At 33.2% G+C, this 16,985-nt stretch carries 10 protein-coding genes; 2 read left to right on the top strand and 8 right to left on the bottom strand.

Annotated elements, in window-relative coordinates; genetic code table 11:
- Positions 1-133 precede the first annotated feature (133 nt).
- A complete protein-coding gene (locus tag GQR97_RS10810; RefSeq protein WP_158848260.1) occupies positions 134-2,959 on the top strand; it encodes a TonB-dependent receptor in 2,826 nt (941 codons plus the stop codon).
- Between the two features lie 107 nt (positions 2,960-3,066).
- Here the strand turns inward: GQR97_RS10810 and GQR97_RS10805 are convergent, their stop codons facing one another.
- From GQR97_RS10805 to ilvD, 8 genes are all read right to left on the bottom strand, one after another.
- The gene (locus GQR97_RS10805; protein WP_158848259.1) at positions 3,067-5,295 is read right to left on the bottom strand and encodes a c-type cytochrome; all 2,229 of its coding nucleotides are present in this window, start codon (positions 5,293-5,295) and stop codon (positions 3,067-3,069) included.
- A gap of 278 nt (positions 5,296-5,573) precedes the next feature.
- Complete coding sequence (gene azu / locus GQR97_RS10800; RefSeq protein WP_158848257.1) at positions 5,574-6,083, bottom strand: azurin; 510 nt, start codon at positions 6,081-6,083, stop codon at positions 5,574-5,576.
- 167 nt (positions 6,084-6,250) lie between these two features.
- Positions 6,251-7,843 carry an NADP-dependent glyceraldehyde-3-phosphate dehydrogenase gene (locus tag GQR97_RS10795; protein WP_158848255.1) on the bottom strand — a complete coding sequence of 531 codons (1,593 nt, stop codon included), beginning with the start codon at positions 7,841-7,843 and terminating at the stop codon, positions 6,251-6,253.
- A gap of 253 nt (positions 7,844-8,096) precedes the next feature.
- Positions 8,097-9,356, bottom strand: coding sequence for a threonine ammonia-lyase IlvA (ilvA, locus tag GQR97_RS10790; RefSeq protein ID WP_158848253.1), 1,260 nt, complete (start codon positions 9,354-9,356; stop codon positions 8,097-8,099).
- 114 nt (positions 9,357-9,470) lie between these two features.
- On the bottom strand, positions 9,471-10,946 hold the full coding sequence (gene ilvC, locus GQR97_RS10785) for a ketol-acid reductoisomerase (protein ID WP_158848251.1): 1,476 nt from the start codon (positions 10,944-10,946) through the stop codon (positions 9,471-9,473).
- A 12-nt stretch (positions 10,947-10,958) separates the two neighbouring features.
- Positions 10,959-11,495, bottom strand: a complete 537-nt coding sequence (ilvN, locus tag GQR97_RS10780; RefSeq protein WP_158848249.1) for an acetolactate synthase small subunit — start codon at positions 11,493-11,495, stop codon at positions 10,959-10,961.
- A 21-nt stretch (positions 11,496-11,516) separates the two neighbouring features.
- On the bottom strand, positions 11,517-13,253 hold the full coding sequence (gene ilvB, locus GQR97_RS10775) for a biosynthetic-type acetolactate synthase large subunit (RefSeq protein ID WP_158848247.1): 1,737 nt from the start codon (positions 13,251-13,253) through the stop codon (positions 11,517-11,519).
- Between the two features lie 36 nt (positions 13,254-13,289).
- Positions 13,290-14,978, bottom strand: coding sequence for a dihydroxy-acid dehydratase (ilvD, locus tag GQR97_RS10770; protein ID WP_158848245.1), 1,689 nt, complete (start codon positions 14,976-14,978; stop codon positions 13,290-13,292).
- Between the two features lie 670 nt (positions 14,979-15,648).
- Here ilvD and metK point away from each other — a divergent pair.
- A complete protein-coding gene (gene metK / locus GQR97_RS10765; RefSeq protein ID WP_158848243.1) occupies positions 15,649-16,902 on the top strand; it encodes a methionine adenosyltransferase in 1,254 nt (417 codons plus the stop codon).
- Positions 16,903-16,985: the final 83 nt, after the last annotated feature.

Here is a 16,985-nt window from a genome sequence, read left to right as displayed (position 1 = left end):
AACAAGACGTAATTTCGTGCCAATTTACATACTTGTTTGAATCCTTTCAGTGATAATATATAAACAGTAATGCGGATAAATTTTATAAATTTGTGTTCAAAAATCAACCAACTATTTTTACTCTCTACCACTTATGAATAGCATTAAATTATTAATATCCGTTTTGATATTGGCACAAACCTTATTAATTAACGCCCAATCATCTCTTAACGGAACAATTACAGACAGCAACAATAACCCTATATCTGGAGCTACTGTTTTTTTAAACACAGAACCAATACTTTTTAGCATAACAGATTCCGAAGGCAAGTACTACTTAACAAATACACCTAAAGGGAATTACATTTTAAGTATTTCGCATTTAGGGTTTAAACCTATCAATGATAATGTTAGACTGAAAGTTAATAACACTGAGTTATCATATAGCTTAGAGACCGATTTACTAAACTTACACACCGTAGTTATTACAGGAAATTTTACGCCTAAAATACAATTAGAATCGAGTACCTCTGTGAGCACTTTAAACACCAAAGACTTAAAACAAATAGTTCCGCAAGGTACTGCAAGCTTATTGCAAAACATACCTGGAACTTTTGTAGATGCATCTGCTGGAGAAGTTTTTACAAGAGTTTACACACGTGGCGTTTCGGCTGCAGCCGAAGATGATATGGGTTGGTATTACGTATCTTTACAGGAAGATGATTTACCTGTGAGCTTAGTACAACACTCTTATTATGGTCCCGATTTGTTTCATCGTGTAGATTTAATGACTGCTAACGTTGAAGCCCTAAGAGGCGGTAGCGCATCGGTAACTGCCATGAATGCTCCTGGAGGTGTTTATAATTTTATTTCTAGACAAACCAACTCAGAAGAATTAACAGGAGAAGTACAACTACAAACCGGTATTCAAGGTGAAGGAAATCCATATTACCGAGCAGACGCTGTTTTAGGCAGCCAATTAGGAAATAATTGGAGTTTTAATGCTGGTGGACATTACAGACATGATGAAGGTGCAAGAAATACAGATTTCACTTTTAGTAAAGGCGGACAATTTAAATTCAACTTAACTAAAGTAAACTCTCGTGGATACTTTAAACTTTACGGAAAATATTTAAACGATCATACCAATAGATATAACGGTGTTGCGGCTACAAACTGGGACAATCCTGAAGCTGCTTTTGAACAAGATTTCAACTCCTCTGCCCTATTAATGCCTTCTTACAATGCATCGATTCCCGATGGTCGTTATTTAGAAGACGGTAAAACAAACAGTTTTAATCCATCAAAAGGTGTGCATGCAAAAGATTTAGCGGTTGGGTTAGATTTGTTTCAGAACCTAAACCATAATTGGTCTATTAAAAATAATATGAAATTTTCGACCAAAAATGCAAATTGGCAAACCTCTATTAGTAACGCTTTTGTATCATTGAGCGACCCTACAACGTATTATTTACCAAGTAACGGGAATCCTTTTCCTGTTGGCCAAATTGTTTTTAAAAATACTCAAACAGGAGACGAAATGGCAAGAATTGATAACAGTCCTATTTTTGCAGGAAGTCCAATAAACTATTTAACCGATAGTACACTACCTAACGATGCTGTTTTGGGCACATCGACTTGGTATAAAGACAACAATGCCGATGAGTTTATGCAACAATTAACTTTATTAAAAACTTGGGACAACCACGATTTTAGTTTTGGTTTTTCTACTGGTATATCTAATACTTCCGTTTTTACACAGGGTAGTTTTGCATTTTCTACTTACGAAAATAATCCAACGATGTTGGAGGTCACCTTAGAAAATCCTGGCGAACCGGTTCTTTATTTATCTGATGGGTATGGTGTAAGTAATTATGGTGGTTTATTTTTCACAAACAGTCGTGCTGATGTTTTTCAAGCAGCTACATTTGTTAATGACATTTGGAAAATTTCGGATAATATTCAATTAGATTTAGGACTTCGTTATGAATCTATATACCATAAAGGCAGTAACGACCGTAGCGCTCCTTTTACACAAAATGGAGGTTTAGATGCAGATGAAACCACTATTTATGATAACAATATTTTACAACCAACAGGTGAACGTGATTCGTTTAATTTCAACTATAATTACTTATCATATTCAGCAGGTTTAAATATCAAATTAACCGAAGATGCTTCTCTATTTGGACGTTATTCAAGAGGAAACAAAGCACCAGAATTAAATTATTATTTCAACAACTTTGCTAACGTGCCTATTATTAATGCAGGTGAAGTACAAAAAATAAAACAAGCGGAATTGGGATTAAAATCGGCTTTAAAAGATTTCTCATTTACAGCAACACTGTTTTGGAGTGAATTAAAAAACATTGGAGTTTCTAATTTTGAATTTGATGATAGTACAAGCAGTATTTTTTACACGCCAATACAATTTAACAGCTCACAAACATTAGGCTTAGAATGGGAAACCATTTACAACCCTATTCAATATTTAACCTTTCGTTTTAATGGTGTTTTACAAAACCCAAAGGCAACAAAATGGAATATTTATGATGCAGCAGGATCTGTTGACATAGCAGATGATAGCGTTATAAACTATTCTGGAAACAGATTACCTTTCAATCCAAAATTACTATTTAATCTGTCTGCAGAATTTCAGAAAGGCAAAGTTTCATCTTTCATTAAATGGAAATATACAGGTAAACGTGAAGGTAACGTAGCCAACGCTTTTCAATTGGCCGCCTACAGTGTTTTTGATGCTGGTATAAGTTATCAAATAAACAAGAATTTAAGTGCTCGCGTATTAGCTAGTAACCTTTTAAACTCTGACGGGTTGGCTAACTTTTTTGGAGCAAATTCTTTTGGAGCAAATGCCAATGGAGCAACTCAATATTACATTAATAACAACCCAGATGCTAGTTTTATTGTAGTTCCTATTTTACCAAGAGCTACATTACTTCAATTAAATTATACGTTTTAAAAAAGTTCTATTTCTTTTAACTCATTGTAAATTGATCGTATTATAAACAAAAAAAGTTGGATTTACATCCAACTTTTTTGTTTACTATATTAAATAATCTAATTTAATTAATCTTTATAAAGTTCTTCAATAGTCCAGTAATCTGCTCTATCTTTAGATTGCTCTCTAGCATTTCTAACCACTTTTTTATGAACGTAATCTGCCTCATTCATAGCTCTAACATAACTAAGTACATCTGCAATCCATTGATCACTATTAGATTTCAACGACATCATGATACCGTATTCTTTACCTTCTATTGGTCCAATTAACCCATTTAATAAAATTTTACTTAATTTACCTTTATCACCTAAAACACGCGTGCTTCCTATTAATGTTGGAGCGATTAATGTTCCATCTTCAGTTGGCACACCTTTTAAATTAGCACCATGACAAGTAATACATAATTGCTTATAAGCATCATATCCTTTAAGAATACTTTTCTTTTCCCCAACACCACGGTTAGAAATTAGAGTTTTTAACTGTATTAGCTTAGAATCATCTTTTTTTAAACTTTCTACAACCGAATGCGACACAATTTCATGACCTTCATACTTGACATTAATAGCATTTAATAACTCTGTTGCTTGTTTATCTTTACTGTAACGTAAACTTAATGCTAACTGATTTACTACATCGATATCAGCATCAGAAATTAACGTTTCCATATCTTTAAATAAATCGGTATCTCCTGCTTTCAAGAAATTCTCACTTAATCTAATAGCTGTTAAACGTACACGAGGATCTTCATCTGTAAATTTTTCTACAATTAATGCTTTATCAACATTACCCAATCCTTCTAAAGTCCAAAGCGCTGTTACACGTTCAATTCCAAAGTCCTTATCATTATTAAATAAACCATCTAAAAATGATGTATTATCCCTTACAATAGCTTGTAATTCCGGAACTACTGATTGATCATCTTTTAAAATAATTAATTTCTGTGCTGTATTACGATACCATCCATTTGGATGTCCTAAATATTGAATTAACTCGGAAGCTTTTTTTCCGAGAAGGTTAGGCTTTACATCTGTTTCAATGTCTTCATGAACAATTCTATAAATACGCCCTTTCCCTATATTTTTATCTAATTCTTTACGGATAATTACAGGGCGTAATGAACTTCCTTTTCTAGTCCAGTTACTTTCCTGAATAATACCGCGATACATATCAACGATATAAAGTGAGCCATCTGGACCTGTTTTGGCCTGTATTGGTCTAAAGTTTAAATCGGTCGATGCCATAAACTCTGTTTTATCATAAGCATTATAAAGTACACGTTTACCATCTTCAACTTTTACTTTTGCACGACGAATTAAACGCCCAACAGGTTCTGGTATAAATAAATCGCCATAAGTAGATGGAGGTAATTTATGGCCACGAAATATTTCTTGTCCGGCAACACCTGTAAAATGGTTAAGCGTATTATCTTCACGTAAACGTTTTGGACCACCTTGAACATCTGGAGTACCTACAATAGGCCATGGTTCCATGAAACCTTCTGCTAATCTTCCTGCTGGATTGTAATCACCATAAACTGCTGGTTGCTGAAACCCATATGCTGGGTTTTCACTACCTGCCGAAGAGTAATACATAACACCCATATCATCTTGAGATAATCCCCATTGACCACTTGGCATATTCTCTAGAGAATCTACAATAACTTCATTCTTTTTAAATTTAAAACGTAATGGATTGTATGTGGTATAAACCCAATTATCTAAATTCCAAATTAATCCACTTTGTTGATGTTCTAAATTTCCTCCACGGCGGTCTGGATTATAATACACACGTTCCTTTATATCGGCAACACCATCTCCATTTGTATCTTTATAACTCCATAAATCGTACGAATATGTTTCATTTACAATCAACTCATTTTCTAAAGGTAATATCATTCTAGGTAACAATAAGCTATCAATAAATACCGTACTCTTGTCCATTTTACCATCGCCATCCAAATCTTCTAGTAACTTAATTTTACTAATAGACCTGTTAGTTCCACTGCCGTCAACATCTTGCATATAAGTATTCATTTCTGCTACGTACATACGTCCGTTACCATCCCATGCAATAGCTACTGGTTCATCTACCATAGGCTCACTTGCTACAAGTTCAACTTTGTACCCTTCAGGTAAATAAAAAGATTCTAAACTTTCTTCGGGTGAAAGAAACTTTGAAGATGCTTCTCTAACAATCTCAGGCTTTTCATAGATTTTGTCTACATATTCCTTTTTCTTACAATTGAAAAAAGACAAAACAATAAGTAATAAAGCGCACGTTTTTTTAATTCTCATATTTGGTTAGTTTATTTTATTTATAATTGAAAGCATTAATACTAATAATTAATAGCTTTAAATTTATAATGAAAACAAGACTGTCTCTATAAATTATAATTTTAAAACTATAACAAATGCTTCAGAACAAGAGATTTTCGAATGATTAATAAAAACAAATCGAAAAACAGGACTGTGATTGGGTATTGCTATTCAAACAAAAAGTCCTCATTATTGTTAAAAACTTAAATAAGATTAACAAAAACAAGGACTTAAAATATTTTATAATGTTTGCAATTTTATTCTACTATTAACTTCCCTTTCATCATTACATAATGCCCAGGGAAACTACATAAAAAATCGTACGTTCCTGGTTCTGGAGCATCAAACTCTACTATAGATGTTTCGCCAGCACCAACAATATCAGTATGAGCAATAACATCTTTACCATTATCTGGAATATATTGTGTTGCTTTGGCTGTAGCTGCTTTATTTCCAAATGCTGAAAGACTTACCCCTTTTTTAAGTAAAACGAAATTATGTCCCATGACATTTTTATCCATTTTACCAATATGCTTTAAGGTGATTTTAATTTTTTCCCCAGCTTTTACTTTAATTTCTTTCTTATTAAATTGCATGGCATCATTTCCTGTAATAACCACATCGTTGGCGTTGCTTTCAACTGTTTTTACAACCTCTGTTTTTTTATCATAAGAAAAGCCTTCTTTCTTCTTTTCTTCTTTTCCTCCACATCCTATTAATACTACTGCAGAACACGCAGCAACTAATACATACTTTGCTATTTTCATTTTAGTCATTTTAGTTTAAATTAAATTTTTACAGGAATCTTCAATGTATCAAATATACATATATAAAGGCTTCTAGTAGTGCAATATTTTTCAGTGAAAAATTCTGCACTACTAGAAGCCTAAAGATAAAATTATTTTTTCAGGTAATTTATGTGATTTTCTCTTTATTATAAAATATAGTCTGTGCTAATAAAGTTAGATGTTTTCTTCTCTAATAATTCTTTTAAAATAGCATTATTATAAGCGTTATCTTTTGAAGCAACAAAGGTTCTAATTGAAAAAGAACGTAAAGCATCGTGCACACTTAATGTTCCATAAGCCGAATCTTTTCTTCCTGTAAAAGGATAAACATCTGGTCCACGTTGGCATGAGCTGTTTAAATTTACTCGGCAAACTAAATTAACCAAAGTATCAATTAACGGTGAAAGTGTATGCACATTTTGACCAAACAAACTTACTTGTTGTCCATAATCAGACTCTGCCATATCATGAAGAGGTTCTTCGATATCTGAAAAAGAAACCACTGGTACCACTGGTCCAAATTGTTCTTCTTTAAATACACGCATATCTTTTGTTACAGGATAAAGTACCGCTGGAAAAATAAAATTATCTGTAGTTTCTCCTCCTTTTTTATTTAAAATTTCTGCACCTTTATCTTTAGCATCATCAATTAATTCTTGAATATACCCTGGCTTCTCTTTCTCTGGAAGTGGTGTTAATTTTGCTCCTGCTTCCCATGGGTTTCCAAATTTAAGTTGATCTACTTTAAAAGCAAACAATCTATTAAATTCTTCGACAACCGATTCGTGAACATATATTACTTTTAAAGCCGTACAGCGTTGTCCGTTAAACGAAAGTGTTCCCGCTAAACATTCTTCTACTGCTAAATCTAAATCGGCATCTGGTAAAACTATTGCTGGGTTTTTAGCTTCTAAACCTAAAACCATACGCAATCTATTCCCTTTTGGATGCTGCGCTTGCAATGCATTTGCAGATTCACTATTACCTATTAAAGCCAACACATCAATTTTACCCGATTGCATAATTGGTGTTGCCAAAACACGACCACGACCATAAACAATATTAACGACGCCTTTTGGAAAACTACTCTGAAAAGCTTCTAGTAAAGGTGAAATTAATAGTACACCTATTTTTGCTGGTTTAAACACTACAGGATTCCCCATGATTAATGCAGGAATTAACAGTGTAAAAGTTTCATTTAAAGGATAATTATATGGCCCTAGGCATAATACTACACCTAATGGACCACGACGAATATGTGCATAAACCCCAGAGTTTTTCTCGAATTTTGCCGAGTCTCTATCTATTTGTTTATATCCTTCAATGGTATCATAAATATAATCGACTGTTCTATCAAACTCTTTTTCAGAATCTGGTAAGTTTTTTCCAATTTCCCACATCAAAAGTTTTACAACTTCTTCGCGTTTGGTTTTCATTTCTTCAACAAACTTTTCCATGCAAGCAATTCTATCAATCACTTTCATAGTTGGCCATAAACCTTGTCCTTTATCATAGGCATTAGTTGCAGATTCTAAAGCCTCTAAAGCTTCGGCTTCTCCTAACTGAGGAATGGTACCTAATACGGTTGGTTTATAATCTTTAGTAGATGAAATCGTAGAATATACTTCTGCCGTTTCTCCTTCCCAGTGTTTAAGTTCTCCATTAACCAAATAAGTTGATTGGTGAAATAAAGAATCTATCTTATATGCTTCTGGAATTTCTTGAAATTTAGTTTTCATATTAAAATATTGTATTTTGTAGTAAAGTAAAGGTATTAATATTCTCATCGAAATGAGAACAAAACAGCTCCAATCTACTAAAAAATACAGTATTATTAATATATTAATTAGAACGAAATAAGATACTTACAACTCAAACGTTTGCGTTAAAATATAAATTATAAAACTACGATACCTCAAAAAATATCTTAAAACCTATATAATAAACGGGAAATTAAAAAGAATTTGAAATTATGTTTTATAAAATTTGAAACTACACTAAAAACTGAAATAAATCGGGCTTATCATTTAAGTAATCTCCAAAGAAATTTCGTTCTTTCATTTTGGCTATAAGCGGTTCTAAATCTTTTGCAGATTTAAGCACAATACCAACTACAGCCGAACCGTTTTCACGATTTGTTTTTTTAGCGTATTGAAAATGTGTAATATCATCGTCTGGTCCTAAAATTTCAACAACAAATTCTTTTAAAGCTCCAGCTCTTTGCGGAAATTTCACAATAAAATAATGCTTTAAATTAGCATACAGCAAGGCACGTTCTTTTATTTCTGCTGTTCGGGTTATATCATTATTACTCCCAGAAACTACACAAACTACGTTTTTTCCTTTTATTTCTTCTGCATAAAAATCTAATGCAGATATACTTAAAGCTCCAGCAGGTTCTACCACAATAGCATCCTTGTTATAAAGTTCTAAGATTGTTTGGCACACTTTACCTTCCGGAACAGTTATCATGGCATGTAAATTTTCTTTACAGATTGCAAAGGTTAAGTCGCCTACTCGTTTTACCGCTGCGCCATCAACAAATTTTTCTATAGTCTGGATTTCAGTGTTCTTATTATTTTTGATTGAAGTGGTCATCGATGGCGCACCTTCTGGTTCCACACCAATAATTTTAGTATTTGGAGAAAGTTCTTTAAAAACAGTTGATAAACCAGATGCCAATCCGCCACCTCCAACAGCTATAAACACATAATCTATAGGTTCTGTGGCTTGTTCTAAAATTTCAAGTCCAACAGTACCTTGACCTTCAATAACTTTTTCATCATTAAAAGGGTGAATAAAGCTCTTACCTAATGCTGTACATTCTTCAGCTGCGGCATTGTTGGCATCATCAAACGTATCTCCTTCGAGTTTAATATTGATAAAATCGCCACCAAACATTTTAACTTGTTCTATTTTCTGATTTGGCGTTGGTGTAGGCATATAAATAGTGCCTTTGATTTTAAGTAATTTACAAGATAAAGCCACACCTTGCGCATGGTTTCCTGCACTAGCACAAACTACTCCATTTTGAGCTTCCTCTTGAGTTAGAGAACTTATTTTATTATAAGCACCACGTATTTTATACGAGCGTACTTGCTGTAAATCTTCTCGTTTTAAAAAAATATTAGCTTCAAAATTTTCTGAAAGACGAAGGCTTTGCCCTAAAGGCGTAACTGCCGACACTTTTTTTATAGTATCAGCAGCTCGCTTTATATTATTAATACTAGGAAAGTAAGTGATCTCCTTCATTAATTTTTAATTTTAGTAACCAGCAAGATTTACGAAATCTTACAGGTTGTTTTATTTAACAAGACCTGTCAAGTTAATAAAAACTTGACAGGTCTAAAATATTTATTTAAATCCTTAAACTATTGGCTTCATAGCCGTCATAGATGCTCTTAAGAACGTTCCAACTTTTTCAACTGGGTGATTTCTTAAAGCAGCATTTACTTCAATTAATTTAGCATTATCTACACCTGCACCATTACTAGTAGCATAAGGTTTTCCGATAATATCAGTATCAACAGTTTTCATGAAATCTGCTAATAAAGGCTTACAAGCGTGATCGAATAAATAACATCCGTACTCAGCAGTATCAGAAATTACAGCGTTCATTTCATATAATTTACGTCTTGCAATTGTATTTGCTATAAGTGGAGTTTCGTGTAAAGACTCATAATAAGCCGATGCTTCGATAATTCCAGAATCTGTCATAGCTTCAAAAGCTAATTCTACACCTGCTCTTACCATAGCAACCATTAATACACCATTATCATAAAATTCTTGTTCAGAAATTTCAACATCACCAGCTGGTGTTTTTTCAAATGCAGTTTCTGCAGTTGCAGCTCTCCACCCTAATAAATCTTTATCATCGTTAGCCCAATCTGCCATCATACCTGCAGAAAAACGACCTTCAATAATATCATCCATATGTTTTTGGAATAATGGACGCATTATATCTTTTAATTCTTCTGAAAGTTCAAAAGCTTTAATTTTTGCTGGATTAGAAAGACGATCCATCATGTTAGTAATACCACCATATTTAAGACCTTCTGTAATAGTTTCCCATCCATATTGAATTAATTTAGAAGCATAACCTGCATCGATTCCTTTTTCTACCATTTTATCGAAACAAAGGATAGATCCTGTTTGAAGTAAACCACATAAAATAGTTTGCTCTCCCATTAAATCAGACTTTACTTCAGCAATAAAAGAAGATGCTAAAACACCTGCTTTATCACCTCCAGTTGCTGCAGCGTAAGCTTTTGCTTGTGCCCAACCTTTTCCTTCTGGATCGTTTTCTTCATGAACCGCTATTAAAGTTGGTACACCAAATCCTCTTTTATATTCTTCTCTTACTTCTGTCCCTGGACATTTTGGAGCTACCATGATTACTGTTAAATCTTCACGAACTTGAGTTCCTTCTTCAACAATATTAAAACCGTGAGAATAAGATAATGTTGCTCCTTTTTTCATTAAAGGCATTATCGCTTTTACTACACTTGTATGTTGTTTATCTGGTGTTAAGTTTAATACTAAATCTGCAGTAGGAATTAACTCTTGGTAAGTACCAACAGTAAAACCATTATCGCTTGCATTTAAAAAAGATTGGCGTTTTTCTGCAATGGCAGCGTCACGAAGTGTATAAGAAATATCTAAACCAGAATCTCTCATATTCAATCCTTGATTTAAACCTTGTGCACCACAACCTACTATAACAATTTTTTTACCTTTTAAAGCATTTACACCATCTTCAAATTCCGAAGAGTCCATAAATCTACATTTAGATAATTGATTTAATTTATCTCTTAATGATAAGGTGTTAAAATAATTTCCCATTTTATAATTTAATTAGTATTTATTATTGAAGGCTTTAAGCACTTCTGTTACTTTCATTTCTTCTTTAGTCACTGCAATCCTTCCCGAACGCACAAACTGCATAATGCCATAAACACTTAGTTCCTTGCGTAAATTTTCAATTTCTAGACGTCTTCCAGATTTTTCTAAAACGAAAAAATCTTTATTTACGGTTACAATTCGAGCATAACTTTCTTTTATAATATTCTGAATTTGAGGTTCGTTAAACAATAATTCAGATCTTATTTTAAACATACTCGATTCTGTAAAAATAGTATCATCTTCAATATGATAAAATGCACGAATAGTTTCTACTTGTTTTTCTATTTGTTTAACAATTTTTATGGCTTGTTCTTCGCACATATTAACAACAATAACAAAGCGATTTACACCATCAATTTCCGATTGTGAAGTTGTTAAACTTTCTATATTTATGTGTCTACGTTGAAAAATAGCTGAAATACGATTTAATAACCCGATATTATTTTCGGTATAAATTGAAATCGTAAATGATTGTATATCTTGATTCATTTTATTTTAGATCTTAATTTATTAGCACAATCTTACATCTGAAACTGAAGCTCCGGTTTCAATCATTGGAAAAACGTTTCCTTCTTTCTCTACGCAAACTTCTAAGAAATACGATTCTTTAGATTCAATCATTTCCTTTACTGCATCTGCCAACTCTTCACGTTTTTCAACTTTCCTAGCTTTGATATAATAGCCTTCTGCAATAGCCACAAAGTTAGGATTTGTCATTTCCGTTGATGCATAGCGCTTATCGAAAAACAACTGTTGCCATTGGCGCACCATTCCTAAAAACTCGTTATTTAAAACTACAATTTTAACAGGTGTTTTTTGCTGAAAAATAGTTCCTAATTCTTGAATATTCATTTGAAAACCACCATCACCAATAATAGCAACCACCTCGCGATCTGGCGCTGCCATTTTAGCTCCAATAGCTGCTGGAAGAGCAAAGCCCATAGTTCCTAAACCACCCGAAGTAATATTACTTTTTGTGATATTAAAATCGGCATAACGACAAGCAATCATTTGGTGTTGCCCAACATCGGAAACTATAGCAGCATTACCTTTAGTCTCAATATTTATCTGTTTTATCACTTCACCCATGGTTAAGCCTTCTTTACTTGGCGAAAGATCTTCTTTAATAACCTTTTCGAACTCAATAGCATACAAATCTTTAAATTCTTGTAACCAAGCCTCATGATTTGCTTCATTTAATAAAGGAAGTAATTGTGATAAACTATCTTTAGAATTTCCCAAAACAGCCACTTCTGTTTTTACATTTTTATCAATCTCCGCAGGATCAATTTCAAAATGAATCACTTTAGCTTGCTTTGCATAGGTTTTTAAATTTCCTGTAACACGATCATCAAAACGCATACCAATAGCAATTAACACATCGCATTCATTGGTTAATACATTAGGAGCATAATTACCGTGCATACCAACCATACCAATATTTAATGGATGAGAAGTTGGTACTGCTGAAGCTCCAAGAATGGTCCAAGCTGAAGGAATTCCCGCTTTTTCAATTACAGCTTTTAATTCTGCTTCGGCTTTACCTAAAATAACACCTTGGCCCCAAACAATCATTGGTTTTTTTGCTGCGTTAATTAATTTTGCAGCAGCTTTAACAGCTTCTTTATCTGTTTTTGGTATGGGATTATAACTTCTTATTCCCGTACATTTTTCATATTTAAAATCGAATTCTTCCAACTGAGCATCTTTAGTAATATCTACTAAAACCGGTCCCGGACGCCCACTCTTAGCAATATAAAATGCTTGAGCTATAGCTTCTGGAATTTGAGATGCTTTGGTTACTTGGCAATTCCATTTTGTAACTGGTGTAGAAATACCAACAATATCAGTTTCCTGAAAAGCATCACTACCTAACAAATGCGAAGCGACTTGCCCAGTAATACACACTATTGGTGTAGAATCTATTTGAGCATCAGCAATACCTGTTATTAAATTTGTTGCACCAGGTCCTGAAGTTGCCATAGCAACCCCAACTTTTCCTGAAATACGTGCATAACCTTGTGCTGCATGCGCAGCTCCTTGTTCATGACGTGTTAACACGTGATGAATTTTGTGTTGAAATTTATACAATTCGTCGTAAACAGGCATAATTGCACCACCTGGATAACCGTAAAGTATATCTACTCCTTCGGCTAATAAGCAATGAATAATGGCCTCGCTACCAGTAATTCGCATAGTCTCTTGCGTCTTACCTTCCTGTTTTTCTATGGTTTGAGTGTCTTTCATCTCTATATATTTTCGTCTTGCTCTTGTAATCGTTTGTTAAAACGCATCCGTTACACAGCCTTTAGAAGCCGATGCAACAGATTTTGCATATTTATATAATATTCCTTTTGTATGTTTTAATTCTGGCTGAACCCATTGTGTTTTTCTTTCTGCCAATTCTTCATCAGAAAGTAATACGTTGATAGAATTATCTTCAGCACTAATTTTTATTTTATCACCAGTTTTTAATAAACCAATGGTTCCGCCTTCTTGTGCTTCTGGGGTAATATGCCCAACAACAAAACCGTGTGTTCCTCCAGAAAAACGACCATCTGTAATTAATGCAACAGATTTACCTAAACCTGCTCCCATAATTAATGAGGTTGGTTTTAGCATTTCTGGCATTCCTGGACCTCCTTTTGGACCTACATATCTAATAACGACAACATCGCCTCTTTCTACTTCTCCATTTGAAATCCCAGTATTTGCAGCTTGCTCACCATCGTAAACAACAGCTTTTCCTTCAAATAATAAACCTTCGTTTCCTGATATTTTTGCTACAGCACCTTCCGTTGCTAAGTTCCCGTAAAGGATTTGCAAGTTCCCTGAAGATTTTAATGCTTTATCTTTTGGATATATAACGTCTTGACTATCTTCATCAAACGAAAGTGCTTCAACATCTTTTAAATTTTCAGCTAAAGTTTTTCCGGTTACCGTCATACAATCACCGTATAAATAACCATTATCTAATAAATATTTCATTACAGCTGGAGTTCCACCAACACCATGAACATCTTCCATTAAATATTTTCCACTAGGTTTTAAATCTGCTATTAAAGGCGTTCTATCGCTAACACGTTGAAAATCTTCTAATGTAAATTCGATATCTGCAGCATGAGCAATTGCTAAAAAGTGCAATACAGCATTTGTAGATCCACCCAATGCGTTTACAAGTGCAATAGCATTTTCAATAGATTTTTTAGTAATAATATCTAAAGGCTTTAAATCTAACTCCAAAAGGTTTTTTATAGCAAGAGCTGTTCTCTCACTTTCAGATAATTTATTTGGATTCTCAGCAGGAATAGAAGAATTATAAGGTAATGCAAATCCCATACACTCTATTGCAGAAGCCATAGTGTTTGCTGTATACATTCCTCCACAAGCTCCCGCTCCTGGTATAGCACTTTTTATAATATCTCTATATTCTTCTTCACCAATTTCGCCTGCAACTTTTTGTCCTAAAGCCTCAAAAGCTGAAACAATGTTTAATTTTCTTCCTTTATATTTACCTGACGCTATCGTACCACCATACATCATAATTGACGGACGATTTAAGCGTAACATAGCTATAACAGCTCCTGGCATATTTTTATCGCAACCAACAACAGAAACAAGTGCATCATAACTTTGAGCATTCATTACCGTTTCAATAGAATCTGCAATAATATCACGAGAGGCTAAAGAGTAATTCATACCCGAAGTTCCCATTGAAATACCATCACTAACACCAATAGTATTAAACCCCAAACCAACCAAATTGGCTATTTTACACTCTATTTTAACTTCTGCAGCTAAATTATTTAAATGCATATTACATGGGTTACCATCGTAACCTGTACTTGCAATGCCCACTTGGGCTTTTTTCATATCCTCATCGGTCAATCCTACCGCATATAACATCGCTTGAGATGCTGGTTGAGATTCATCTTGAGTTAACCTTCTACTATGTTTATTGAGTTCCTTCATTTTTGTTGCGGATAATTTTATCTTTTACTATATTTTTATTTTAAAAATTTATGAAATTGTGAATTCCATTAAAAACTCTTCATTATCTAAAATAATAATCGAAATTAATTTATTAGGATTTTAATTCGATTTTTAATTCGATTTATCGGTTAAATTCACAAACATAAAACACATGCTAACTTACTATAAATCAGTATTTTAATTCAGTATTTTTACTATGCCCAAAAAGTGAAAAATTTACAATAAAAAAAGGCTTCTATAAAAGGGAGGCTTTTTGACATATTTAGATTTTTAAAAACCGTTTTACAAGCCTTATGAAATAATCATAATAACATTAATAGAAGCATTAATTAAGGACTTATTCTTCATGTAATACTATAAATTAATTCCTTCTATATCAGAAACGTTTAATTTATCTATTCAAATATTTATAAATAAAAATTATTAAGCAAATTTTAGGTTAAAAAAGTCTAAATGAATTAACAATTCCTTTTATTTTTCTATTTTTGCAGCCACATATAACAGAGGAAAGATTTGACTGATTGCAACCTCTTTGTACTAAATAAATTTTCAAAACAAATTGAAAAGAACTCAGTACAAATAAAAATGCTAAAGGCAGTGTAAACTTCCTTCGACGTTTTCGTCAAATCTTGCTATAAAATAATATAATATGGCTTATTTATTTACTTCAGAAAGTGTTTCTGAAGGACACCCAGATAAGGTGGCGGATCAAATTAGTGATGCGTTAATCGACAATTTTTTAGCTTTTGATACCGAATCGAAAGTAGCATGCGAAACCCTTGTTACTACTGGACAAGTAGTACTTGCTGGTGAAGTGAAATCAACAACTTATTTAGATGTTCAAAAAATTGCTAGAGATACTATCAATAAAATTGGATATACTAAAGGAGAGTATATGTTTGATGGAAATTCGTGTGGCGTACTTTCCGCTATTCACGAACAATCAGACGATATTAGTCAAGGTGTAGATCGCGGAACCAAAGAAGAACAAGGTGCAGGAGATCAAGGTATGATGTTTGGTTATGCTAGTAATGAAACAGAAAATTTCATGCCATTAGCTTTAGATTTGTCTCACAGGATTTTAAAAGTTTTAGCAGAATTACGTCGCGAAAATAAAGATATTACTTACTTAAGACCAGATTCTAAAAGTCAAGTAACTATTGAATATAGTGATGATAATGTACCACAACGTATTGATGCCATCGTAGTTTCTACACAACATGATGATTTTGATGCCGACGATATTATGCTTGCAAAAATCAGAAAAGATATTGTTGAAATTTTAATTCCACGCGTAATTTCAGATTTACCTGAAACTATTCAGAATTTATTCAATAACGATATTAAATATCATATAAACCCTACTGGTAAATTTGTTATTGGTGGACCTCATGGTGATACTGGTTTAACTGGTAGAAAAATTATTGTAGATACTTACGGTGGTAAAGGCGCACATGGTGGCGGTGCTTTCTCAGGAAAAGATCCAAGTAAAGTAGACAGAAGTGCTGCTTATGCTACAAGACATATTGCTAAAAATTTAGTAGCAGCAGGTGTTGCTAGTGAAGTTTTAGTACAAGTTAGTTATGCTATTGGTGTTGTTGAACCTATGGGAATTTTTATAGATACTTACGGAACTTGTACCTTTAATATGACCGACGGAGAAATAGCTGAAAAAGTTTCAGAACTTTTCGATATGCGTCCATTTGCTATCGAAGAGCGTTTAAAACTTAGAGCACCTATATATAGCGAAACCGCTGCATACGGACACATGGGACGTAAAAATGAAACGGTTACTAAATCATTCTCACAACCAAACGGTGAATCAATAACATTAGATGTTGAATTATTTACTTGGGAGAAATTAGATTATGTAGATAAAGTAAAAGCTGCTTTCGGATTGTAATATCTCTGAGTAAACTTTAAATAATAAAAAAAGTGATCAACTAAGCTGATCACTTTTTTTATATAATAATATCACTGCTATTT

Source organism: Algibacter sp. L1A34 (assembly GCF_009796805.1).
Lineage (GTDB): Bacteria > Bacteroidota > Bacteroidia > Flavobacteriales > Flavobacteriaceae > Algibacter.
The sequence above is the reverse complement of the archived record's forward strand: the minus strand, read 5'-3'. Positions and strand labels throughout refer to the sequence as shown.

What these genes read in the sequence shown, in the direction of transcription:
- GQR97_RS10795 (WP_158848255.1), bottom strand. Translation starts at nt 7,843, where the DNA reads ATGAAAACTAAATTTCAAGAAATTCCAGAAGCATATAAGATAGATTCT.
- ilvD (WP_158848245.1), bottom strand. Translation starts at nt 14,978, where the DNA reads ATGAAGGAACTCAATAAACATAGTAGAAGGTTAACTCAAGATGAATCT.
- GQR97_RS10805 (WP_158848259.1), bottom strand. Translation starts at nt 5,295, where the DNA reads ATGAGAATTAAAAAAACGTGCGCTTTATTACTTATTGTTTTGTCTTTT.
- ilvC (WP_158848251.1), bottom strand. Translation starts at nt 10,946, where the DNA reads ATGGGAAATTATTTTAACACCTTATCATTAAGAGATAAATTAAATCAA.
- ilvA (WP_158848253.1), bottom strand. Translation starts at nt 9,356, where the DNA reads ATGAAGGAGATCACTTACTTTCCTAGTATTAATAATATAAAGCGAGCT.
- azu (WP_158848257.1), bottom strand. Translation starts at nt 6,083, where the DNA reads ATGAAAATAGCAAAGTATGTATTAGTTGCTGCGTGTTCTGCAGTAGTA.
- ilvN (WP_158848249.1), bottom strand. Translation starts at nt 11,495, where the DNA reads ATGAATCAAGATATACAATCATTTACGATTTCAATTTATACCGAAAAT.
- ilvB (WP_158848247.1), bottom strand. Translation starts at nt 13,253, where the DNA reads ATGAAAGACACTCAAACCATAGAAAAACAGGAAGGTAAGACGCAAGAG.
- GQR97_RS10810 (WP_158848260.1), top strand. Translation starts at nt 134, where the DNA reads ATGAATAGCATTAAATTATTAATATCCGTTTTGATATTGGCACAAACC.
- metK (WP_158848243.1), top strand. Translation starts at nt 15,649, where the DNA reads ATGGCTTATTTATTTACTTCAGAAAGTGTTTCTGAAGGACACCCAGAT.